Genomic DNA, 24,259 nt, shown 5'->3' with positions numbered 1-24,259 from the left:
GGTATGCCTGGGAGCATATTACCCGGCCTTTTGTAAGTTTTTCAATAGAGGAGGAGCATTATGACAGGCAGTAGGCCTCAAAGACAGTTCGGCGCCGGCAGGAAAAAGGGCGTCCGCAGAAGCAGTATGCGGCTGCTGAAAAAAAGCTGGGTGTGTTATTTATTTATCCTGCCCATGATTATATATATCGTTTTATTTAACTATCTTCCCATGTACGGGATCCAGCTTGCCTTTAAGGATTATAGGGCCCTGGATGGGATATGGGGAAGCCCCTGGGTAGGCTGGAAGCATTTCCAGACCTTTTTCGGTTCATACCAGTTCAAGGATCTTTTATGGAACACGCTGGCTCTGAGCATTTATTCTCTGGCGGCAGGATTCCCGCTTCCCATTCTGTTTGCGCTGTTCCTGAATTATGTGACCAATTCCAAAGGCAGGAAAGCCGCCCAGATGATCACCTATGCACCGCATTTTATCTCCACCGTTGTTTTCTGCGGTATGATTCTGATTTTCCTGGCGAGCGACGGAATCGTGAACCAGATTCTGGCCCTGCTGGGAATAGAACCGGTGGCCTTCCTTTCCAATCCGAAGAATTTCCGGCATATCTATGTATGGTCCGGCGTACTGCAGAGTATAGGCTGGGGCTCCATCATGTATATATCCGTGCTGGCCTCTGTCGGGCCTGAACTGCATGAAGCGGCAAGGGTGGACGGAGCCACGAAATTCCAGCGTATGCTTTATATCGATATTCCTTCCATCGTTCCCACCATGGTGATCATGCTTATCATGAGGGCAGGGGAAATCATGGATGTGGGGTTTGAGAAGGCCTTCCTTCTGCAGAACAGTGTTAACCTGGATTATTCGGAGATTATTTCCACCTATGTATACAAAATCGGTATCCAGAGCGGCCAGTTCAGTTATTCTGCAGCCATCGGGCTGTTCAATAATATAATAAACCTGATTCTTCTGCTGGCGGTAAACCGGATTGCCGGTAAAGCGTCGGATGTGAGTTTGTGGTAAGGGGGAAGAGAAATGCTTTTAAAATGGAAGAACAACAAGTCGGATTATATATTTACCTTTATCGTTTATGCCAGTGTAGTTCTCATTTCCCTGCTGATTCTGTACCCCTTGCTGTTTGTTGTGATCGCTTCTGTCAGTGATCCCGATCTGGTGGCATCGGGACAGGTGCTGTTCTGGCCGAAGGGGATTACGCTGGAGGGATACCGCTATATCTTCCGGGATCAGAGGATTTGGAGCGGTTATTATAATACTATTCGCTATACCTTTTTCGGCACGCTGATCGCACTGACCATCACTATCCCGGCGGGTTATGCCCTGTCCAGGACGGATATGGCGGGGCGCGGCTTTGTGATGAAGCTGCTGATTGTCACCAAATATTTTTCAGGCGGGCTGATCCCCACCTATCTGGTGGTAAAGGGGCTTCACCTTGTGAATACGCCATATGTGCTCATGATTCTCGGTTCCTTTTCCGTATTCAACCTGATTCTGTGCCGTACTTTTTTTATGAACACCATGCCTCTTGAACTGCAGGAAGCGGCGGAAATTGACGGCTGCAGTATTTTCCAGTATTTTATAAAAATCGTCCTGCCGCTGTCCAAGTCCATCATCGCAATTATGGTCCTTTACTATGCGGTAGGGCATTGGAATTCTTTCTTCAACGGCCTGATTTATGTGAGCGATGCCAAGCTATATCCTCTGCAGCTGATTCTGCGGGATATTCTTATAAGCGGGCAGTCGGTGGATCCGTCGGTGAGTGATCCGGAAGCCATAGAACTGATGAAACAGATCGCAAGGACCATCAAATATGGCGTAATTATTGTTTCTTCCCTGCCGGTACTTATTTTGTATCCTTTTGTGCAGAAGCATTTTGTAAAAGGGGTGATGATCGGTTCCCTGAAGGGATAAGGAGCGCGGGAAGAGGAAGAGACAAACCCGGATCCTGTATATCTGGGGTGAAGGCTTATTATACGAGGAGAGACAGCATGAAAAATGTTTTGATTATTATGGCCGACCAGCTCCGGAGGGATGTGCTGGGCTGTTACGGAGGAAAAGAGGTGGAAACGCCTTATATCGATTCGCTGGCGGAGGAAGGGATACTGCTGGAGAACTGCTATACACCCAGTGCGGTATGTACGCCTTCCAGAGGGTGCTTTATGACGGGAAGATATCCCCATAATAACGGGGCAATTTCCAATGGGTGCCCTGTGGGAGCAATGGAACATGGCTTTGCAGAGGCTTTCCGGGATGCCGGATATGTGACGGGTTATGCGGGGAAGTGGCATCTGGGGGATCACAGGGAGCTGGGGGACAGCCTGGAGGACTGCAGCCGTCTGGGGTTTGACCGCTGGGATCACCGGGTGGAATTCGGGCATTGCAAATCGGTGAAGGAAAAGGACGGGAAGCTTATTCTGTCCCATGAGGTGGGGAATGAGCAGTCCTATACCACAGACTGGCTGGCAGATGAAACGCTCCGTTTTATAAAGGAGCAGAAAGACGGCAGGCCGTTCCTGTTCATGGTAAGCATGCCGGATCCCCATCAGCCCTTCCGGGTGCGGAAGCCTTACGATACCATGTTTGATCCGCTGCAAATGGAAATCCCGGAAACCTTTTATGAAGAGGAGCTTCCGGACTGGGCGGAACAGGACGAATGGGGACGCCATCATTATTTCCCCACAGGGCTTTTTGAACGGGAGGATCATTTCCGACGGCTCAAGGCCCAGTATCTGGGCGCTGTGAAATGTATAGATGATAATGTGGGTAAGATACTGGATGGTCTGCGGGAAGCAAACCTGCTGGAAGAGACCGTTGTTATTTTTACCACGGATCATGGTGAATATCTGGGAGAACACGGGCTGATGGAAAAGAACAATCTGTATGAGAGTGTGTATCATATCCCCATGCTGATCCGTCTGCCGGGATGTGGTAAGAAAGGCTTCCGCAGTCCCGTCTGGCTGCGGATGACGGATTTTGCCCCGACGCTGGCGGGACTGCTAGGCATTCCCTATCGTTTTCCCTGTGACGGAGGCGACTTGTCGGAGGAGCTTATGGAAGGCAGAGAGGGATTGAAGGAAGTCTGTATTTTTCCAAGTGATGTTCCCAGAACCGGTATTATAACGGAGGATTATGAGCTGGCCTATGTGGGCAGAGGATATCGCGGCGGTATGTTTCACGACCATATCCTGTTTGACAGAAAACGAGATCCCATGCAGCGGGTGAATCTGTTCGGGAGGCCGGAATATGCCGGCATTACGGAGGTTCTGACGGAAAAAATCAGGGAATATCATAGAAGGTACCGCACGCCCGACAGCCTGCTCCCGGCGGAAGCCCGGAATTTACAGGAAGATTAGCTTTTTTTTGCATAAACAATCCCTTTCCCTGCATATATTGGTAACAGCTAGGCAAGCGGAAGGGGATTTTATATTATGGACACTTTGCATACACAAAATTTATACAAAGACATTCAGCTTCGTACCGGCGGAGAAATCTACATCGGCGTGGTAGGACCCGTGAGAACCGGGAAATCTACCTTCATCAAACGCTTTATGGATTTGCTGGTACTGCCTTACATCACCGATGAAGCGGAAAAAATACGTGCACAGGATGAGCTTCCCCAGAGCTCGGGCGGGAAGACAATTACCACAACGGAGCCCAAATTCATACCGAAGGAAGCGGCCCAGATCACGCTGAGCGGCGATGTAAACGTACAGGTGCGCCTGGTGGACTGTGTGGGCTTTATGGTGGACGGCGCGGCCGGACACATGGAGGACGAAGAAGAGCGTCTTGTGAAGACGCCATGGTTTGATTACGAGATCCCTTTTACCCAGGCTGCGGAAATCGGTACAAAGAAGGTTATCAATGACCATTCAACCATAGGTATCGTGGTGACCACGGACGGCAGCTTCGGTGAACTGAAGCGGGAAAATTACATAGCTCCGGAAGAGAAAACCATCCAGGAGCTGAAAAAGCTCCACAAGCCCTTTCTTGTATTGGTGAACTCGGAACGTCCCTATGGGGAAGAGGCCATCCATACGGCGGCCCAGATCCAGGAAAAATACAATGTAACGGCCATTCCTGTCAATTGTGAACAGCTGAAGCGGGATGATATCAATCAGATCATGGAGAAGGTGCTCTATGAATTCCCGGTGACCATGATAGAATTTTATATGCCCAAATGGGTGGAGATGCTTGCCAATACACATAAGCTGAAAGCGGATTTAATCGATAAGATCCGTACGCTGATGGACGGCATTGACACCGTGAAGGATGTTATTAATACGCAGGTATCGGTAGACAGCGATTACATCAAGCGCTGTATTGTCGAAAAGATCAATATGGCGGACGGCAGCATTCGTGTGGTTCTGGATGTGGACGATAAATATTACTACGAGATGCTCAGCGAGCTGATCGGGGAAAATGTGTCCAGTGAATACCAGCTCATTTCCGTACTGAAGGAAATGTCCAGGATGCGCAAGGAATATACCAAGGTGCTTCATGCCATGGAATCTGTGAGACTGAAGGGCTATGGTGTGGTTACTCCTGAGAGGGCGGAAATCAAGCTGGATAAACCGGAGGTCATCAAACACGGCAACAAATTCGGCGTGAAGATCAAGGCGGAGAGCCCGTCCATCCACATGATAAAGGCCAATGTAATTACGGAGATCGCGCCTATCGTGGGAACACAGGAGCAGGCGGAGGATTTGATCAGCTACATTGCGGATGCGGAAAAGGATTCCGACGGCATCTGGGAAACCAATATCTTCGGGAAAACGGTGGAGCAGCTGGTTAATGACGGAATTACCGGCAAGATTTCCATGATCGGTGATGAAAGCCAGGTGAAGCTTCAGGAGACTATGCAGAAGATCGTGAACGACAGCAATGGCGGAATGGTATGTATTATTATTTGATAGTTCAAGAAAACCGGAAGGCCGATGCCTTCCGGTTTTTTGCAGGAAGTCTTCTTTTTTATCTAGTTTATCTAGGAATCCGGCTGTGATTCTGCTATACTGATTTCAGAAACGGGTTTACATGGAAAATACTGTTTTTAATTCAATTAAAGGAGGCTCATATATGAATCCTGTATATGATAAACTGTTAAAATGTTACGAAAGTGTAAAGCAGAAAATCGATTTCCGACCGGAAGTAGCCATTGTACTTGGCTCAGGGCTGGGCGATTATGCCAATGATATCCGCGTGGAGGCGGAACTGGATTACCATGATATTGAAGGGTTCCCTGTATCCACCGTGCCGGGACATGCCGGAAAGTTTATTTTCGGTTATGTGGGAGAGGTGCCTGTGGTGTGCATGAAGGGAAGAGTGCATTACTATGAAGGGTATCCCATTTCCGATGTTGTCCTGCCTACCCGCCTGATGAAGTTGATGGGAGCAAAAGTGCTGTTCTTAACCAACGCTTCCGGCGGTATCAATCCGTCCTTTACGGCCGGAGATTTCATGATGCTTACCGACCATGTTTCCCTTTGGGCGCCCAATCCGCTTATCGGCGCCAATATAGACGAGTTGGGCGTGCGGTTCCCGGATATGACGCATGTATATGATGAAGATCTGCAGGAGCTCATCCGTGAAGCCGCAAAGGAACAGGGAATTAACCTGAAGGAAGGAATTTATGCACAGCTTACGGGGCCTTCTTTTGAATCTCCTGCGGAAATCAGGCTGCTGCATAAGCTGGATGTGGACGCGGTGGGAATGTCCACGGTAGTGGAAGCCATTGCCGCCAATCATATGGGAATGAAGATATGCTGTATTTCCTGTGTATGCAATCTGGCAGCAGGGATGACAGATAATCCGCTCACCCATGAAGAGGTACAGGAGGCGGCCAATGCGGCGGCACCCTTATTCAAGGCGCTGGTGACAGAATCTGTGAAAAAATTCGGAGCTGCGCTGAAGGAATAATGGAGCCGGGGAAGGAACCGTACCGGGAGGAGGGAGAGAATATGACGGATTACAGAACCTTGATCAGCGAGGCGATGAAGGCCAGGGAGAATGCGTATGCGCCTTATTCCGGCTTTTATGTGGGAGCGGCGCTTCTTGCCGCTTTTGAAAAGGATGGGAAGCCGCTTATATTCACAGGCTGTAATGTGGAGAATGCCGCTTTTACTCCGACCAACTGTGCGGAGAGAACCGCTTTTTTTAAGGGTATCAGCGAAGGGGTGCGTGCCTTTCGGGCGATAGCCATTGTGGGAGGAAAACAGGGGGCCGTTACGGATTACACTGCGCCCTGCGGAGTGTGCAGGCAGGTGATGATGGAATTCTGCAATCCGGATACCTTTGAAGTGATTGCGGCGGTTTCGGAGGATGACTATAAGGTTTTCAAGCTGAAGGAGCTTATGCCGGAGGGGTTTGGGCCGGATAATCTGTAGGAAGGACCGGCAGACTCCGGATGAAATGCGAAATTGATGTTGGATGGAAAAGGAGACTTACTGAATTATGAAAATACGCTTATACAATGCCCGGATTATGACGATGGCTGAAGACTGCAGGCTGTTGGAAGGAGAAATCTGGGTGGAGGATGACAAAATCCTTTATATCGGGGACGGTACGGATTTGGATGAATTCTGCAGGAGGACAGGCTGTATCGGCCTGATGGCCGACGAGGAAATCGACTGTGAAGGGAATGTGCTGATGCCGGGCTTCAAGGATGCCCATACCCATTCCGCCATGGTGGCCATGCGTTCCTTTGCCGATGATATGCCGCTTCAGGAATGGCTGAATACCAAGATTTTTCCTCTGGAAGCCAAGATGACGGAGCAGGACAATTACGACCTGACCCAGTTGGCCATCCTGGAATATCTCACCACCGGAGTGACCGCTGTGTTCGACATGTATTTATCTCCCAAAGATATCGCACAGGCCTGCGTGGATATGGGAATGCGCTGTGTGCTGGTGAGCGGTCTGAATAAGTTCGGGCCTGCCCTTGAGGTGATGGAAGAGCGGTACAATACCCTGAACGGCATGCATCCGCTGATTTCCTATATGCTGGGTGTCCATGCGGAATATACCTGTTCCAAAGAATTATTGGAGCAGGTGTCCGAAATGGTCCATAAATACAAAGCGCCGCTTTTTTCTCATATATCTGAGACAAAAACAGAAACGGATGAATGTCTGGAGCGTTACGGGATGACCCCGCCTCAATTCCTGGATTCCCTGGGGCTGTTCGATTACGGCGGAGGCGGTTATCATTGTGTTTACTTTACAGAGGAAGATATGGATCTCTTTGCACGGAAAGGGCTTCATATAATCACCAATCCCGGATCCAACACAAAGCTTGCAAGCGGGGTTGCACCGATTACCCGTTTCCTGGAAAAAGGCATTAATGTGGGTATCGGAACCGACGGCGCTTCCAGCAATAACTGCCTGGATATGTTCCGTGAGATGTTCCTGACAACAGGGCTTGCCAAGCTTCGGGAAAAGGACGCCTCTGCGGTGGATGCTGAAGAGGTGCTTAAGATGGCTACGGTGAATGGGGCAAGAGCCATGGGGCTTCATGACTGTGATATTCTTGCGGAAGGCAAGAAGGCGGATATCATCATGATCGATCTGCATCAGCCCAATATGCAGCCTCTGAATAACATCCAGAAAAATATCGTTTACAGCGGCAGCAAGCAGAATGTGAAAATGACTATGGTAAACGGAAAAGTCCTTTATTATGACGGAAAATTCCTCTGCTGTGATGATGTGGAAGCTCTTTACGCGAAGGCGAATGAAATTATCAATCGTATCAGTGCCCAGTAAGGAGAACCGGATGAAATACAGGATAATGGTTATTGAGGATGATCCTGTTATCAGAGAGGAGTTATGCATCCTTTTAAAGGGGAACGGCTATGAGGTGGGGGCTGTGACTGATTTTACGGATACTCTGGAGCAGATCAGGGAATGGCAGCCGCATCTGCTGCTGCTGGACATCAATCTGCCGGGAGAGGACGGTTTCAGAATCTGTTCCGGCATCCGGACCTTTTCTGCCGCACCGATCATTTTTGTTACCAGCAGGAATACGGATATGGATGAATTGAACAGCATCATGCTGGGCGGCGATGCCTTTATTACCAAGCCCTATAATGTGGCGATTCTTCTGGCAAGGATCGCTTCCCTTTTGAAAAGAGCCTGTCCTTCGGGAGAGGCGGAGGTTTTGGAGCACCGGGGGCTGTGTCTCTATCCGGAAAGCGGCAGGATGGCTTTTGAAGGTAAACAGGCGGAGCTGACGAAAAATGAGATGAAGATACTTATTTTTCTGTTCCGGCATGCAGGCAGTATCTGCCCGCGGGCCGATATCGTGGAATATTTATGGGATAACCGGCTTTACGTGGATGATAATGCGCTGAGTGTGAATATTTCAAGAATACGGGAAAAACTCGCGGAGCTGGGGCTGGCGGATTTTATTCGTACAAAGCACCGCCAGGGGTATCTGATATGAGAGGGACGGATTATTTCAAAGACCGGCTTCCTCTTCTTATGCTTCAGGCGTTTGCCATGATCCTGCTGGCTCTGTTTCTTTTGGCGGTGGGGAATGAAGGAAGTACGATAGGTATTATTCTGGTCTGCTGGCTGCTTTTATTAACCGGCTGGCTGTTTGTGGATTTCCGTCTCAGAAAAAAGAAGCTGGATCAGCTGCTGGCCCTGGTGGAAGGGCTGGAGGAGAAGTATCTGATAGCGGAGGTGGCGGGAAAACCTCACCGGGCCGATGACCGTGTGTATTACCGGCTTTTGTCCATGGCGGGAAAATCCATGCTGGAGCAGGTATCCGCCGTGAAAAGGGAGCGAAGGGAATACAGGGAATATATTGAACAGTGGATCCATGAAATAAAGACGCCTCTGACCGCCCTGAAGCTTCTGTGTGATAATAATAAATCGGAGATCACCCGTACCATGCTGCTTGAACTGGAGCGTCTGAATCATTTCGCGGGGCAGGCACTTTATTATGCCCGCAGTGAAACCGTGGAGAAGGATTATCTGATAAAAGAAACCCTTCTGTCGGATATCGTCCACCAGGCGGTGTCGGACAACAAACAGCTTCTTTTGAGCAATGGGGTGCAGATTCATCTGGAAGACTGTGAGCATACTGTTTTTACGGATGAAAAATGGGTGACCTTTATTCTTAACCAGCTGATTGGAAATGCCGTCCGTTACCGGCGGGAAAATCCTGTGCTTATTTTCCGGGCTTTCTGCACAGATGACGGCATTTCCCTCAGCATAGAGGATAACGGAATCGGAATCCCGGCCGATGAGCTTCCCCGGATTTTTGAGAAAGGGTTTACCGGGACTAACGGACGTCTGGGAAAGTCATCTACGGGGCTGGGGCTTTATTTGTGCAGGAGGCTGTGCGGCAAACTGGGGATCGGGATTTCTGCCGCGTCAGGTGTGGAAGGTACGACAATAACTCTTTCCTTTATCTGCAATCATTTTTGCCGGATGCCGGAATAAAATAGAGTTTAAATGACGGGAGAAGCGCAGTGATTCTGCGCTTCTTACATTTTTGTAAGAACTCGGAAAGAAAAACAGATACAAACCGGTCCGGGCAGCTGTTAGAATAGGGATGCTTCATAAAACATGACGAAATAGCCGCCCGGCGGCAGAAGAGAGGCTGTATGGAGGATATTTTAAGGATCAGCAATATAGAGAAATACTATGGCAACGGAGGCAATCTGACAAAGGCGCTTTCCGATGTGAGCTTTCAGGTCCATGAAGGGGAGTTCATAGGCATTATGGGAGCTTCCGGTTCGGGGAAAACCACGCTGCTCAACTGCATTTCCACCATTGATACGGTGAGTGCGGGACACATTTTTCTGGATGGGACAGACGTGACAGAAATCAGGGAAAAGGATATAGCCCGCTTCAGAAGAGAAAACCTGGGGTTCATTTTTCAGGAATTTAATCTGCTGGATACGCTGACCATCAGGGAAAATATATCTCTTGCACTTACCATTAACCGGGTTCCTGCCGGGAAGATCATGGAACGGGTGGAGGATATGGCGGATAAGCTGGGCATCCGGGATATTCTTGACAAATTCCCCTATCAGGTATCAGGGGGACAGAAGCAGCGCTGCGCCTGTGCCAGAGCCATGATTAACCGGCCCAGGCTCATCCTGGCGGATGAACCAACGGGCGCTCTGGACAGCCATTCCTCCCAGATGCTGCTGGATACCATCCGCAATATGAATGAGAGCCTTTCGGCGACCATACTGATGGTGACCCATGACGCGTTTACCGCCTCCTATGCCGGAAGGATTCTTTTCCTGAAGGATGGGCAGATATTTACCGAAATACTGCGGGGAAATGACAGCCGCCGCCGTTTCTTCGGCAAAATCCTGGATGTCATGACCATGCTGGGAGGTGATTTGGCTGATGTACGTTAAGCTTATCTGGCGGAACGCCAGACGTTCCATAGGGGATTATCTGATTTATATTGTGACGCTGACTTTGTGTGTGGCCATGTTTTATGCCTTCCTGTCGATTACAAGCAGCTATTACAGGCCGGATATCGGCGCCCAGTTTGATCTGAGCATTCTGGGTGAAAACATGAAAAATGCTATTTGTGTGATTACCCTGCTTCTGCTTTTTCTGATCAAGTATGTCAACAATTTCATGATTTACAGGAAGCAGAAGGAATTTGCCGTACAGACAATAATGGGGATGGAGCAAAAGCTTATCGCCAGGATGTTTTTCTTTGAAACCCTCATTATGGGAGGTGTGGCCCTGCTGACAGGCTGTCTTCTGGGAGGGCTGCTTGCACAGCTGATAACGGCGATGCAGCTGGCTTCCTTGGGTTATCCCTATCGGATTACCTGGACGCTGTATCCGGATACCCTGCTTCTGACGGCGCTTTTTTTTCTGGTAAGCTTTGTGGTGATCGGTCTTTTTAATATAAGAGCCATCCGCAGAATTAAGGTGATCGATATGCTGCAGGCGGATAAGGTGAATGAGTCACTTAAGAAAAGCAGATGGATGCATGGGGTTATTCTTGTTTTCTCACTTTTTCTGGTTGCGGTTTTGGCGACCGGAATCAGCAAAAGATATTATTATTTTGATCCGAGGATGCCCCTGCCGGTGCATGTGATGTTTGCGGCAAATATTGCGGCGCCGGCTCTTACGCTTTTGCTTCCGGTTTTCTTCCTTTTCAGCCGTCTGAAACATAAAAAGCGGAATCTTGCAGCACTGACAGGCAGTATGCTGGCGGCCGATTTGCTGCTTATTGTGAGCGCAGCCAGTGTGCCTGTCCTCCAGCAGAAATATTTTCTGGCGCTCGGGGGTGGGAGTGTGAACCTTTATGCCATGTTTATCCTCGGGGAAATCGTGTTTGCAGTCTGTGCCTTCATGTATCTGACGGGAAGCTTTGTGACAGCCATAAAAGAAAAAAACAGCAAATGGGCGTATCGGGAAGAAAACCTGTTTTTCCTGGGACAGATACTGACTAAGCTGAAAACCACTACCAAAACCATGACGCTTATCTGCCTGACATTAATGGTATCCATCGGCCTTTTTTTATCCATTCCCGCCCTTGCAGGCTGGGCATCAGGATATCTGGAGGAGAGGGCGGTTTTTGATATACGGATAGCTTCTCTTTATAATCAGACCGAAAGTATAGAGGAACTGCCCGATACGGGATACGAATTTGTGACGGATTTCCTGAAAAAGGAGGGCATTGCTGTCGAGGATGACTGTACGATGACTCTTTATCTGCCGCGGAAGGAATTGTTTTACAGCCGTATGAAAAGTGATTTTCCGATGCTTGCCATATCCCTTTCCGATTATAATCATCTGCGCCGGATGGTCGGACTTGATCCCATCAGCCTGGAGGAGGGGACCTTTACCACGCAGTGGCGTTCCACGGTGTCGGAAGAGGATATGGAAACCTTCCTTGATGACAATCCGGTTGCGGAAACGGATGCCGGCTTGCTGAATCAGGCAGCTGGCAGGGCTTATCAGGCAGGAATAAGCGAAAATGTCTATAACCTGTATACGGATGTGGTTTACGTATTCCCTGACAGTATATGCGGGAAGCTGCTGGGGGCGGAGAGACACAGATATATCAATACCGCCGAACCCATGCCCTACGAAACCTGCACCAGGCTGGAAGACCTGTTTGAGAAGATGCTGCCAACGGATATGCAGGGGGACGGAGTTAATTATCTGATACGGACCCGTTCCACGGAGGTGAGTGATACCACATCGGGTATTTTTATTATTAAAACAGCCATGACATATGCGGCAGTAGTCCTTTTTATTATATGTTTTACCATACTGGCACTGCAGCAGCTCCTGGACAGCTCTCTTTATTCCGGCCGCTTTGGGGTATTGAAGAAGCTTGGGGTGGAGGATAAGCATATCGAACGCCTGATCTTTAGGCAGCTGGCATTCTGGTTCGGGCTTCCTGTTGGGGCGGCGGCGCTGGGCGCGGCTATATTCGCGGTATATTTTTTCCGTACGATTTCCGTTCAGATCGCCGCTTATGTGGGAACCGGAAAGCTGATGGTGCAGGTGGGGGCGGTGGTGCTGATACTGGCTGTCCTGCTGGCCTGCTACTTTACCAGTACCTGGATTTTATTCCGGAAGCAGATATTTGAATGAAAGCCCCGGCCGGAGGTGAGAAGCCTCCGGCCGGTATTTTTGCAGCAACTTGCATAAAATGGCAAATTCCGACAATTTTATAATAGACATTCTGTATCTTTCAGTATACAATTAATAACGTATTCTTTCTTAAAATACATAATTTTAACACAATCTTAGGAGGTAGGAGATGTTAGAAAAGTTTTTCAAGCTGAAGGAAAACAGAACCGATGTTAAGACGGAGATCATGGCAGGTATTACCACGTTCATGACGATGGCTTACATCCTTGCGGTAAACCCCAGCATCCTTTCCGCGGCGGGAATGGATGCCAATGCGGTGCTGATTGCGACAGCGCTCGCCGCTTTTGTGGGTACGGCAATGATGGCTTTGTTTGCAAACTATCCGTTTGCACTGGCTCCCGGTATGGGGCTGAATGCCTATTTTGCTTATACCGTAGTCCTGAACATGGGATATTCCTGGCAGATTGCTTTGATGGCCGTATTTGTGGAAGGTCTTGTTTTCATCGTCCTTTCACTGACGAATGTCAGAGAAGCTATTTTCAATGCCATTCCCATGACTCTGAAATCTGCAGTCAGCGTAGGTATTGGTCTGTTCATCGCCTTTATCGGCCTGCAGAATGCCAAAATCGTTGTAAACAGTGATGCCACTCTGCTCACATATCAGACATTTAAGGGAGATACTTTCCATTCCATTGGCATCGGTGCTATCCTGGCGCTGATCGGTGTCCTTGTAACGGCTATCCTTCTTGTAAGGAAGATAAAGGGAGGAATCCTGTTAGGCATTATCATCACATGGGTGCTTGGCATCATCTGTGAGCTGACAGGCATTTATGTTCCAAATCCGGATGCAGGGATGTATTCCGTAATCCCTTCCGCAATTGTAAGTTTTGATTTCAGCTCCTTCGGACATACCTTCGGACAGGTATTCAAAGCTGATTTCAGCAATATCAGAATTCTGGATTTCATCGTAGTAATGTTTGCGTTCCTGTTTGTAGACCTGTTTGATACTCTGGGCACCCTGATTGGCGTGGCTTCCAAGGCGGACATGCTGGATAAGGACGGCAAGCTTCCCAGAATCAAAGGCGCTCTGATGGCGGATGCCGTTGCAACGAGCGTAGGCGCCGTATTCGGAACCTCCACCACCACAACCTATGTGGAAAGTGCATCCGGTGTAACCGAAGGAGGACGTACAGGCCTTACGGCAATTACCACAGGCATTCTGTTCCTGCTTGCACTGATTTTCTCACCTCTCTTTTTGACCATCCCTTCCTTTGCGACGGCTCCGGCGCTGATCATTGTAGGCTTCTACATGATGGGTGCGGTGGTTAAGATTAATTTCGATGATATGGCGGAAGCAATTCCTGCATTCCTCTGCATCATTGCAATGCCTCTTGCATACAGCATTTCCGAAGGTATCGCCATCGGCGTTATTTCCTGGACACTGCTGAATCTGCTGACAGGTAAGGCAAGAGACAAAAAGATCAGCATACTGATGTATGTTCTTACGGTGCTGTTCATTTTGAAGTATATTTTCCTGTAATTCGAAAAAGAAGGACATTTATAAAGAAAAACATTTATATGGAAGGATCCCTGCGGCAATATGGCGGGGATCCTTTTTCGATCGGTTATCATGCCTGTTCTGAACGCTATACAGGGAACGGATCCAGGGAAAAGGGCTTGCCGGAGGCAGCCGGAATTTCGAATTATAAAAACATAAATTTTTATAAATTTTCCGGGAAGGATAAACAGGAAGAAAAATGTGTGGTACAATATCCCGGAAACCATTTGAACAGGCAAGGGAGTGGCGGTATGCATAATCAACTGACCGAAAATGACATAAAACGAATGAAGGAAGAGATAGAGCACCGGAAGCTGGTGGTACGTAAGGAAGCGCTGGAGGCGGTGAAGGAAGCCCGGGCCCAGGGGGATCTGAGTGAAAATTTCGAGTACTATGCGGCAAAAAGAGAAAAAAACAGGAACGAAAGCAGAATCCGGTTTCTGGAAAGAATGATAAAGACTGCGGAAATCATCCCGGAGGATTCCAAAGAGGATGAGGTGGGTGTAAACAATACGGTGGAGCTGCTTTTTGAAGAAGACCAGACGGTGGAAAAGATAAAAATCGTCACCACTATGCGGGGAAATTCGCTGGAAGGGCTTGTCAGTACGGAATCACCCATCGGCAAGGCGCTTCTGGGACATAAGACAGGAGATCGGGTTTATGTGGAAGTAAACGGCAGCTACGGTTATTATGTGGTGATCCGTTCCATTGAAAAAACAGTGGATGACGGTTCGGATAAAATCAGGAGCTTTTAAGGGACATGCGGCTATAAAACGGAAGGACGGAATTATGAAAATTACGTATATTGCGCACAGCGGTTTTTCAGTGGAGCTTGAAAAGCAGGTGCTGCTGTTTGATTATTTTACAGGGGAACTGCCTGTCTGGGATAAACAGAAAATCATTTTGGTATTTGCATCCCACCGGCATCAGGATCATTTTAATAGGAAGATTTTCAGCCTGCGGGAACAATATCCTCATATTCATTTTTTCTTCGGAAATGATATTAAGCTGAGCCGGGCCCAGATGGTTCATAAGAAAGCGGATCCGGAAGCACTTGAAGATGTAACATCCATGAAGGCCCGCGAGAGTCTGGTATACGGGGATGGCGACGGCGCTGTGAGAATCCGTACGCTGAAGTCTACGGATGAAGGAGTCGCCTTCCTTGTGGAGGCGGAAGGAAAATCGATATATCATGCGGGTGATCTGAACTGGTGGTATTGGGAGGGCGAGCCTCTGTCCTGGAACCGGAACATGGAGGTGAATTACAAAAGGGAGATTGACAGCATTGAGGGCTCTTTTTTCGATGCGGCCTTTGTACCTCTTGATCCCAGGCTGGAGGCAGCCTTCGGTTATGGAATGGATTATTTTCTTCAGAAAACGGATGCGGCCCATATTTTCCCCATGCATATGTGGGAGGAATACGGATACATTGCCAAATACAGAGAAACGGAAACAGGCCGGCCATACGCGGATCGGATTATGGAGATAAAAGAACGCGGAGACGTGTTTGAAATTTAGGCAGCAGGAAGGAGAGAAAGCATGGAATGGCTGACAGTAGTGGCAATCGTAATCGGAGTGGTTCTTGCCATATTTCTCAAGGGGGCGTTTGATGAGAAAAGTAGAAAGAAACGGCTGAAATGGCTGATACATGACAGATATGGGAAGACACCGGACAGAGATTATGGGGATGAGGAGCTTTCCAGTATTCCGGGTTATTTTTCTGCGCACCAGAAAAAAGGACAGATTGACGACATTACCTGGAATGATTTGGGAATGGATCAGCTGTATTTCCGGATGAACCATACCTATTCCTCAGCAGGGCAGGAGTATTTGTATTATATGCTGCGGACACCTGAAATGAGGGAGGGAGAAATGGAAACAGAGATGCTGTCATCCAAAGGAAATGGGACGGGCAGTTCCGGGAAAACGGGCGGACGGATATCCATGGAAGAGAAGATTGCATATTTTTCCGAAAACGAAAAAGAGAGGGAGGAGCTGCAGTACGCTTTCATGCAGCTTGGAAGGAGCGGTAAGTATTCCGTTTATGATTATCTGGAATATCTGGATAAGCTGGGTGAATCCAGCAGTTTAACCGCTATCGTAATCGATCTGCTTTTTATCCCGGCGATTTTGACTATGATCGCTTCCCCGCCTTTTGGCATGCTGTTTTTGTTCACGCTGATTTCCATTAATATCTATAGCTATATGAAAAAGAAGCAGGAGATTGAACCGTATCTTACCAGCTTCGCCTATGTACGCCGGATCCTTGATTTCTCCAAACAGCTTGTATCTATGGATATTCCTGTGCTGAAGGAGGAATGGAAACGCCTGAAGGAGCTGGAAGGAAGGTTTGGCAAATTCCGCTACAGCGCCATGCTGGGGATGCGCGGAAGCAGTATGGCAGGGGATCCTCTTTCCATTTTACTGGATTACGTCAATATGCTTCTGCACCTGGATATCATATGCTTTAATTCCATGCTCCGTGAGGTGAAAAAGCATATGAACGATATCGACAGGATGATTACCATAACGGGAAGAGCGGAATGTTATATAGCGATATCATCCTATCGGGCCAGCCTGCACCAGGGGTGGTGTGTTCCCTGCTTCGAAACGAACGGCAGGATGGGAGCCTGTGGTCATCTGGAATTAAAGGGCTTATATCATCCTTTGCTGGAGGACGCAGTTAAAAATGACATCTGTGTGGAGCAGGGCGTTCTGCTTACCGGTTCCAATGCCTCCGGTAAATCCACTTTCCTGAAGGCCGTGGCAGTCAATGCGCTGCTGGCCCAGACAATCAATACCTGCGCCGCCGATTTCTATCAGGGGGATCGGTATCAGATCATGACCTCAATGGCTCTGCGGGACGATCTGGAAGGCGGCGAGAGCTATTATATTGTGGAAATCAAATCTCTGAAACGTATCCTTGATGTCGCGAGGCAGCATGAAGAGGATCCCGGAACAAACCCGGTTCTCTGTTTTGTGGATGAGGTGCTGCGGGGAACCAATACGGTGGAACGTATTGCCGCTTCCACAAAGATACTCCAGAGCCTTCACAGGCCGGGAGTCCTCTGCTTTGCGGCGACTCATGATATCGAGTTGACGGAACTGCTGGCAGAATGCTATGATAATTATCATTTTGAAGAAGAAATTGAGGAAGGTGATATCCTTTTCAATTATGTTCTCCGAACCGGCAAAGCGGTGAGCCGCAATGCCATCCGCCTGCTGGGGATTATCGGATATGAAGAGGCAATTATTGAAGAGGCGGAAGGCCTGGCTTCTCATTTTCTGAATACAGGAAGCTGGACATAAAGAGGGAGAGTCTATGGATGTAAAGATTTTTACGGACGGTGCTGCGCGGGGAAATCCGGAAGGGCCCGGCGGATACGGCGCCATATTGCAGTATGTGGATCAGAAGGGAATGCTTCATGAAAAGGAGCTTTCCGGAGGATATGTGAAAACGACGAATAACCGAATGGAACTGATGGCGGTTATTGCAGGGCTGGAAGCGCTGAACCGCCCCTGCCGGGTAGAGGTGATTTCGGATTCCAAATATGTGACGGATGCTTTTAACAAGCATTGGATAGACGGCTGGCTGAAGAAAAACTGGAAGGGAGCCTCCGGGCCGGTTAAAAATGTGGATCTGTGGAAGCGCCTTCTGAAGGCGGCGGAACAGCATAAAATCACATTTACCTGGGTCAAGGGGCATGACGGGCATCCGGAAAATGAACGCTGCGACGTGCTCGCAACCTCTGCGGCGGACGGGGACGGGCTGCTGGTGGATCCCGGGGTGATGTAAATACAGCATGAAAATGAAGCATTGGATACTTGACGCGTCCGCCGGTTCAATGGTATGATGGACAAGGTAAACGGTCGGGTATACGGTGTGGAAATCTGCAGGACAGTAGGTCAGACAAGGGGTTGGAAATATGGCTAATTTTACATTGTTTTTTAATTCATTTTTATCTTATTTGCTTCTTTTTATCTTGATTGTTATTTTAGGGGTAATAGCCTGCTTTATCGGTATCAATCTGCGTAAGAAGAAGGATGCCAAGGATGCGTCGGTTCAGGAGAGTACCGGGAACGGGCAGTCCTGACGGAAGAAAAGAGTTAACGTTTTTATTAACCAAAAGAGTGGGGGATCCCGCTCTTTTTTGTGAGTGGTGCGGGGTTAAATATGCCAAAATCATCTAATCAGAAGCTGAAACTGCTATACCTGCTCAGAATATTGCAGAAGGAGACCGATGAGGAGCATTACCTCAATTCCCAGCAGCTGATCGAACGCCTGGAAAAATATGACATCAGTGCGGAAAGAAAAAGCATTTATGATGATATTGCGCGTCTGACAGATTTCGGCTACGACATTATACATGTTAAAACGAAAGGCGGAAGCGGTTATTATATGGGAAGCCGGGAGTTCGAACTGGCGGAACTGAAGCTCCTGGTGGATGTTGTCCAGGCCTCCCGTTTCATCACTCTGCGCAAATCCAGGGAACTGATAAATAAGCTGGAACAGTTTGTCAGCGGCAAAGAGGCACAGCAGCTGCAGCGTCAGGTTTATGTGGCGGGCCGGGTAAAGACCGATAATGAAAGCATTTATTATAATGTGGATTTTATCCATCGGGCGATACAGGAAAACAGGCAGATCTCGTTTCAGTATATGGAGTGGACGCTGGATAAGAAGCTTGTTCCGAGAAAGGGAGGGGCAAGATATGTGATCAGCCCGTGGGCGCTGTCCTGGAATGATGAGAATTATTATCTGATCGGCTATGACAAAGAAGCGGATCTGATGAAGCATTACCGGGTGGATAAAATGGGGTCCATCGGGCTTACCCGGGAAGAAAGACAGGGAAGCAGCGTTTTTGAAAATTTTGATATTGCCGTTTATACGAATAAAACCTTCGGGATGTACGGGGGCAGGGAGGAAATCGTATCCCTGGTTTTTGCCGATCAATTGATTGGGGTGGTACTGGATCGGTTCGGCAGGGAAACCGATATAAGAAGGCTGCAGGAAGGCACCTTCCGTGTACGTGTGAAGGTGGCGGTCAGCGGCCAGTTTTTTGGATGGCTTGCCGGGCTTGGAACGCAGGTACGGCTTGCAGGACCGGAAAACGTAGTGGAAGAATACAGAAATTATCTGAAAAAAATATACGATCGATATGAGGAAGGCTGTTCGGGGCAATGATGTGCCGGCGGCAGAATGGAGGAAATCATGGAGCTTCGTTTTGCATCCAGAATGAAGGATTACGAAGAAGGCATTTTCCAGGTGCTGAATGAAAAAAAGGAAGAACTGGTGCGGGAGGGGAGAAAGGTGTACAACCTTTCAGTAGGAACGCCGGATTTTCAGCCGCAGCAGGCGATAATGGATGCGGTGGCGGAGGCTGCGCGTAAGCCGGAAAATTATAAATATGCGCTGCAGGATCTTCCGGAGCTGACAGAGGCTGTTATCAGCCGTTATAAAAAAAGGTATGGGGTGGAGCTGGAACCGGATGAAATCATGTCTGTATATGGTTCCCAGGAAGGTATCGCCCACATTGGACTGTCGCTGTGTGACAGGGAGGATATCGTTCTCGTGCCGGATCCCGGTTATCCTATTTTTGCGATAGGCCCTTCTCTGGCAGGCGCCAGGCTGATGACCTATGATCTGACAGAGGAAAACCATTATCTGCCGGATCTGGAGGCCCTGGGCGGGCTGGCGGATAAGGCCAAGTTCATGATCGTATCATATCCCATGAATCCCATCTGTAAATGTGCGCCCCACAGCTTTTATGAAGAACTGATTCCCTGGGCCAAAAAGCATGAGCTGATCATCATTCATGACAATGCTTATTCGGATATTATTTATGACGGAAGAAAAGGGATTTCCATTCTTTCCATTCCGGGTGCCAAAGAGGTGTGCGTGGAATTTTATTCCCTCTCCAAATCCTTTAATTATACGGGAGCGCGGATGGGCTTCCTGACCGGCAACAGGGAACTGGTGCAGAACTTTAAGAAGCTTCGTTCCCAGATAGATTACGGAACCTTCCTTCCCGTGCAGTATGGTGCGATTGCAGCCCTGACCGGGCCGGATGAACCGGTTCTGAAGCAGTGTGAGGAATACAGGAAACGCAGGGATGCGCTCTGCGGTGGATTCCGTTCCATCGGCTGGAATGTTCCGGACAGCGAAGGGACCATGTTTGCCTGGGCGCCCATTCCAGAGGGCTTTGAAGATGATACGGCATTCGTCATGGAGCTTATGGAAAAGACAGGCGTTTTATGTACCCCCGGCAGCAGCTTCGGAGAGCTGGGAAAAGGGCATGTACGCTTTGCCCTGACGCTTCCTGTGGAGACGATTACAGAAGCGGTGGAGGCCGTGAAGGAAAGTGGAATTTTGGCAAAATAACGAAAAAACAGAAAAGCCCTGCCAGGTGTTGACAGAGAGGTTTTATTCTATTATACTTGTATCTGCATACAAGATATAGTATGCGGACTGCTGTGAATGACAGGATGTAGTATCGTTCTGCCGAAAAAATCAACCGGTTATTCTGTTTCCCACAAGGAAGGCAGGAACGGATGAAAATAGAAAAAGCGACGCATAACGTATGACCGGTTGCGGGAAATGTGCCGGGCGCCCCATAAAGGAGGCGCTTGCTGAAGCAGTTTCCTGCAGGCCGGATTTTTTACCCGTATTTGCGCTGCTGCTGCAGTTGGATGAGATGTCGGAAAGCATGAAAATGCCGGTCCGGCGGACAGGCTTATGTGCCGCAAGGGCATGGACAGGAGAGAAGGCTGGTTGAAATTTTCAGCCTTTGAATTTTCGTCTGCGGGAAAGCCGCAGGCAGGAGGGTTAGAATATGGAAGCGATGGTACAGGGAATGAAAGAAAATGAGAGTCAGGATTACGGCAGTGAATATCAGACCAGGCTGGACGTGAAGGTAGTCAAGAAGGACGGGACAAGAGAATCCTTTAATGTGCAGAAGGTTGTCAATGCGGTAGGAAAGAGCGCTTACCGTGCCCTTACCAAATTTACGGATGAAGAGAAAAGAAAAATATGCTGCTATGTGATTGAAAAGGTGGATGAGCTGGAGTGCAGCGAAATTCCCATTCCGGTCATGCATAATATCGTGGAGAGCGCATTGGAGGAGGTAAAGCCCATCGTAGCGAAAAGCTATCGGGATTACCGCAATTACAAACAGGACTTTGTCCGCATGCTGGATGATGTTTACAAGAAAAGCCAGTCCATCATGTATATCGGGGATAAGGAGAACGCCAATACCGATTCTGCGCTGGTTTCCACAAAGAGAAGCCTGATTTTCAATCAGCTGAACAAGGAGCTGTACCAGAAGTTTTTCATGACTACGGAAGAGATTCAGGCCTGCAGGGACGGCTATATCTATGTCCATGACATGTCGGCCAGAAGAGACACCATGAACTGCTGTCTGTTCGATGTGCAGAATGTGCTTTCCGGCGGTTTTGAAATGGGAAATATATGGTATAACGAGCCAAAGACCCTGGATGTGGCCTTTGATGTTATCGGGGATATCGTGCTCAGCGCCGCCAGCCAGCAGTACGGCGGATTTACCGTGCCCAGCGTGGATTTGATCCTTGAGCCTTATGCACGCAAATCCTATGAACGGGATCTGAAGAAATATATAGATTTGGGAGTCCCTCAGGATAAAGCGGAAGAGGTGGCCTATAAGGATGTGGTAAAGGAAATGGAACAGGGCTTCCAGGGCTGGGAGTATAAGTTCAACACGGTGGCGAGCAGCCGCGGGGACTATCCTTTTATCACGGTAACGGCAGGAACCGGCACAGGACGTTTTGCCAAGCTGGCAACCATGTCCATGCTGAATGTGCGCCGGGAAGGCCAGGGAAAGGAAGGCTTCAGGAAGCCGGTTCTGTTCCCCAAGATCGTATTCCTTTATGACGAGAATCTTCATAGCCCCGGAAAGCCTCTTGAGGATGTGTTTGAAGTGGGTGTGAAATGCTCCGCCAAGACCATGTATCCGGACTGGCTGAGCCTGACCGGCGAGGGCTATGTGGCGAGCATGTATAAAAAATACGGAAAAATCGTTTCTCCCATGGGCTGCCGCGCTTTCCTGTCTCCCTGGTATGAAAGGGGCGGGATGCATCCTGCGGATGACAAGGATGTTCCTGTATTTGTGGGACGTTTCAATATTGGCGCCGTGTCCCTCCATCTGCCTATGATTCTTGCCAAAGCAAGACAGGAGAGCCGGGATTTCTACGAGGTATTGGATTATTACCTGAACCTTATCAGACAGCTCCATATCCGTACCTATGCGTATCTGGGAGAAATGCGCGCCTCCACCAACCCTCTTGCGTACTGTGAAGGCGGCTTCCTGGGCGGAAATCTGAAGCTTTCCGATAAGATCAAGCCCCTCCTGAAATCGGCAACCGCATCCTTCGGCATTACGGCCCTGAATGAAATGCAGATGCTTTATAACGGCAAATCCCTGGTGGAGGATGGCCAGTTTGCATTGGAAGTCATGGAGCATATTAACAGCAAGATCAATGAATACAAGGAAGAAGACGGCAATCTTTACGCTATTTACGGAACGCCTGCTGAAAATCTGTGCGGCCTGCAGGTTAAGCAGTTCCGCAATAAATACGGGATTATAGAAGGCGTATCCGACAGGGAATATGTGAGCAACAGCTTTCACTGTCATGTGACGGAGGAGATTACTCCCATTGAAAAGCAGGACAAGGAAGGCCGTTTCTGGAACCTCTGCAACGGCGGGAAAATCCAGTATGTGAAATATCCGATCGATTATAACATGGAAGCTGTAAAGACCCTTATCCGCAGGGCTATGGAAAAAGGCTTTTATGAAGGCGTAAATCTTTCCCTGGCTTACTGTGACGACTGCGGACACCAGGAGCTGGAAATGGATGTATGCCCCAAATGCGGAAGCCATAACCTTACCAAAATTGACAGGATGAATGGTTATCTGTCCTATTCCAGAGTCCATGGGGACACCAGGCTGAACGATGCCAAAATGGCCGAAATCGCGGAAAGGAAATCGATGTAACATGCGCTACCACAATATTACCAAGGATGATATGCTCAATGGAGACGGCCTCAGGGTGGTTCTCTGGGTGTCGGGCTGCGAGCATTGCTGCAGGGAATGCCAGAATCCCATAACCTGGGATCCGGAAGGAGGCCTGCCCTTTGACGAGGCGGCCAGACAGGAAATTTTCCAGCAGCTGGATAAGCCGTATATTTCCGGAATCACCTTTTCCGGAGGGGATCCCCTCCATCCGGCCAATAAGGGTGATGTGCGCAAGCTGATGAAGGAAATCAGGGAAAAATATCCGGACAAAACCATTTGGCTGTATACAGGCGATGTATGGGAACATTTATATAAGGATTCCATTCTGCAGTATGTGGATGTACTGGTGGATGGAGAGTTTGAGATAGAAAAGAAGGATGTCAAGCTGATGTGGAAGGGAAGCTCCAACCAGAGGGTTATTGACGTACAGGCCTCCCTGAAACAGGAAAATCCGGCCCGGCCAGTTCTTCACTGCCCGGATTATGCTTCTGCCGAAGACGCATGGCAGGATACATCGGACGGACAGAATGAAAGGAGAACAGGATGCGGAGAATAGCCAGATTCATGAAAGTGAGCAGAGAACAGTTCCTCTCTGATTTTAAGGATTCCTTCCCCGAATACGAAGAGGAACAGATTGTAAAAATTTATGAGGAATTGAAGCTGCCTGCCAGAGCGACCAGCGGCAGTGCGGGGTATGATTTTTTCACCCCGGTTGCGCTGGAACTGAAACCGGGGGAAACCATTAAGATTCCCACGGGAATCCGGGCTTCCATGCAGCCAGAATGGGTGCTTCATTTATATCCCCGGAGCGGGCTTGGTTTTAAATTCAGGCTTCAGCTGAACAATACGGTGGGCATTATTGACAGCGATTATTTCAACAGCGATAATGAAGGCCATATCTTTGCGAAGATAACCAATGATTCCAATGAGGGCAAGGTTCTGAAGCTGCAGGCCGGGGAAGGCTTTATGCAGGGGATTTTCCTGGAATATGGAATTACGGAGGACGACGATGCCGACGGCGTAAGAAACGGCGGCTTCGGAAGCACAACACAGAACGTATAAA

Annotated in this window: 21 protein-coding genes and 1 pseudogene; all 22 read left to right on the top strand. The window is 48.8% G+C overall.

Annotation, left to right across the window (positions count from 1 at the left end):
- The first annotated feature begins 60 nt into the window (after nucleotides 1-60).
- The 22 genes and pseudogenes from BLA28_RS16735 (at nucleotide 61) to BLA28_RS16630 (ending at nucleotide 24,258) form a co-directional block, all read left to right on the top strand.
- Nucleotides 61-1,017: an ABC transporter permease gene (locus BLA28_RS16735; protein WP_069158237.1), complete on the top strand. Its 957-nt coding sequence runs from the start codon at nucleotides 61-63 to the stop codon at nucleotides 1,015-1,017.
- A 12-nt stretch (nucleotides 1,018-1,029) separates the two neighbouring features.
- Nucleotides 1,030-1,923, top strand: a complete 894-nt coding sequence (locus BLA28_RS16730) for a carbohydrate ABC transporter permease (protein ID WP_009252297.1) — start codon at nucleotides 1,030-1,032, stop codon at nucleotides 1,921-1,923.
- Between the two features lie 77 nt (nucleotides 1,924-2,000).
- Entirely contained in the window at nucleotides 2,001-3,365 is a 1,365-nt protein-coding gene (locus tag BLA28_RS16725; RefSeq protein WP_069158236.1) for a sulfatase-like hydrolase/transferase, read from the top strand.
- 84 nt (nucleotides 3,366-3,449) lie between these two features.
- Nucleotides 3,450-4,922, top strand: coding sequence for a stage IV sporulation protein A (gene spoIVA / locus BLA28_RS16720; RefSeq protein ID WP_025484290.1), 1,473 nt, complete (start codon nucleotides 3,450-3,452; stop codon nucleotides 4,920-4,922).
- 163 nt (nucleotides 4,923-5,085) lie between these two features.
- Entirely contained in the window at nucleotides 5,086-5,925 is an 840-nt protein-coding gene (locus BLA28_RS16715) for a purine-nucleoside phosphorylase (RefSeq protein WP_069158235.1), read from the top strand.
- A 41-nt stretch (nucleotides 5,926-5,966) separates the two neighbouring features.
- Entirely contained in the window at nucleotides 5,967-6,392 is a 426-nt protein-coding gene (locus BLA28_RS16710) for a cytidine deaminase (RefSeq protein ID WP_069158642.1), read from the top strand.
- A 67-nt stretch (nucleotides 6,393-6,459) separates the two neighbouring features.
- Nucleotides 6,460-7,764 (top strand): amidohydrolase family protein, encoded by a 1,305-nt coding sequence (locus tag BLA28_RS16705; protein WP_069158234.1) that lies wholly within the window; start codon nucleotides 6,460-6,462, stop codon nucleotides 7,762-7,764.
- 10 nt (nucleotides 7,765-7,774) lie between these two features.
- Nucleotides 7,775-8,443: a response regulator transcription factor gene (locus BLA28_RS16700; RefSeq protein ID WP_069158233.1), complete on the top strand. Its 669-nt coding sequence runs from the start codon at nucleotides 7,775-7,777 to the stop codon at nucleotides 8,441-8,443.
- Nucleotides 8,440-9,450 (top strand): sensor histidine kinase, encoded by a 1,011-nt coding sequence (locus BLA28_RS16695; protein ID WP_069158232.1) that lies wholly within the window; start codon nucleotides 8,440-8,442, stop codon nucleotides 9,448-9,450. The genes BLA28_RS16700 and BLA28_RS16695 overlap by 4 nt, the downstream gene beginning before the upstream one ends.
- A gap of 164 nt (nucleotides 9,451-9,614) precedes the next feature.
- The gene (locus BLA28_RS16690; RefSeq protein ID WP_069158231.1) at nucleotides 9,615-10,382 is read left to right on the top strand and encodes an ABC transporter ATP-binding protein; all 768 of its coding nucleotides are present in this window, start codon (nucleotides 9,615-9,617) and stop codon (nucleotides 10,380-10,382) included.
- Nucleotides 10,372-12,594: an FtsX-like permease family protein gene (locus tag BLA28_RS16685; RefSeq protein ID WP_069158230.1), complete on the top strand. Its 2,223-nt coding sequence runs from the start codon at nucleotides 10,372-10,374 to the stop codon at nucleotides 12,592-12,594. The genes BLA28_RS16690 and BLA28_RS16685 overlap by 11 nt, the downstream gene beginning before the upstream one ends.
- Before the next feature lie 169 nt (nucleotides 12,595-12,763).
- Nucleotides 12,764-14,134, top strand: coding sequence for an NCS2 family permease (locus tag BLA28_RS16680; RefSeq protein WP_009252308.1), 1,371 nt, complete (start codon nucleotides 12,764-12,766; stop codon nucleotides 14,132-14,134).
- A gap of 269 nt (nucleotides 14,135-14,403) precedes the next feature.
- Entirely contained in the window at nucleotides 14,404-14,907 is a 504-nt protein-coding gene (locus BLA28_RS16675) for a GreA/GreB family elongation factor (RefSeq protein ID WP_044967134.1), read from the top strand.
- A 34-nt stretch (nucleotides 14,908-14,941) separates the two neighbouring features.
- Nucleotides 14,942-15,670, top strand: a complete 729-nt coding sequence (locus BLA28_RS16670; protein ID WP_069158229.1) for an MBL fold metallo-hydrolase — start codon at nucleotides 14,942-14,944, stop codon at nucleotides 15,668-15,670.
- A gap of 21 nt (nucleotides 15,671-15,691) precedes the next feature.
- Nucleotides 15,692-17,461, top strand: a complete 1,770-nt coding sequence (locus BLA28_RS16665; RefSeq protein ID WP_069158228.1) for a MutS-related protein — start codon at nucleotides 15,692-15,694, stop codon at nucleotides 17,459-17,461.
- A 13-nt stretch (nucleotides 17,462-17,474) separates the two neighbouring features.
- Nucleotides 17,475-17,948 (top strand): ribonuclease HI, encoded by a 474-nt coding sequence (gene rnhA / locus BLA28_RS16660; RefSeq protein ID WP_009252312.1) that lies wholly within the window; start codon nucleotides 17,475-17,477, stop codon nucleotides 17,946-17,948.
- Nucleotides 17,949-18,078: 130 nt separating this feature from the next.
- Nucleotides 18,079-18,246 carry a hypothetical protein gene (locus BLA28_RS33800; RefSeq protein WP_169897259.1) on the top strand — a complete coding sequence of 56 codons (168 nt, stop codon included), beginning with the start codon at nucleotides 18,079-18,081 and terminating at the stop codon, nucleotides 18,244-18,246.
- A gap of 80 nt (nucleotides 18,247-18,326) precedes the next feature.
- Complete coding sequence (locus BLA28_RS16655) at nucleotides 18,327-19,334, top strand: helix-turn-helix transcriptional regulator (RefSeq protein ID WP_069158227.1); 1,008 nt, start codon at nucleotides 18,327-18,329, stop codon at nucleotides 19,332-19,334.
- A 27-nt stretch (nucleotides 19,335-19,361) separates the two neighbouring features.
- The gene (locus BLA28_RS16650) at nucleotides 19,362-20,531 is read left to right on the top strand and encodes a pyridoxal phosphate-dependent aminotransferase (RefSeq protein ID WP_071699274.1); all 1,170 of its coding nucleotides are present in this window, start codon (nucleotides 19,362-19,364) and stop codon (nucleotides 20,529-20,531) included.
- A gap of 472 nt (nucleotides 20,532-21,003) precedes the next feature.
- On the top strand, nucleotides 21,004-23,175 hold the full coding sequence (nrdD, locus tag BLA28_RS16640; protein WP_069158640.1) for an anaerobic ribonucleoside-triphosphate reductase: 2,172 nt from the start codon (nucleotides 21,004-21,006) through the stop codon (nucleotides 23,173-23,175).
- 1 nt (nucleotide 23,176) lies between these two features.
- Nucleotides 23,177-23,644, top strand: a pseudogene (gene nrdG / locus BLA28_RS16635) (anaerobic ribonucleoside-triphosphate reductase activating protein); the annotation flags it as partial.
- Between the two features lie 95 nt (nucleotides 23,645-23,739).
- Nucleotides 23,740-24,258: a dCTP deaminase/dUTPase family protein gene (locus tag BLA28_RS16630; protein ID WP_069158225.1), complete on the top strand. Its 519-nt coding sequence runs from the start codon at nucleotides 23,740-23,742 to the stop codon at nucleotides 24,256-24,258.
- Nucleotide 24,259 lies beyond the last annotated feature (1 nt).

This window comes from Eisenbergiella tayi, from assembly GCF_001881565.1.
In the GTDB taxonomy this organism is placed as follows: domain Bacteria; phylum Bacillota; class Clostridia; order Lachnospirales; family Lachnospiraceae; genus Eisenbergiella; species Eisenbergiella tayi.
This window is presented reverse-complemented; position numbering and strand designations above follow the sequence as displayed.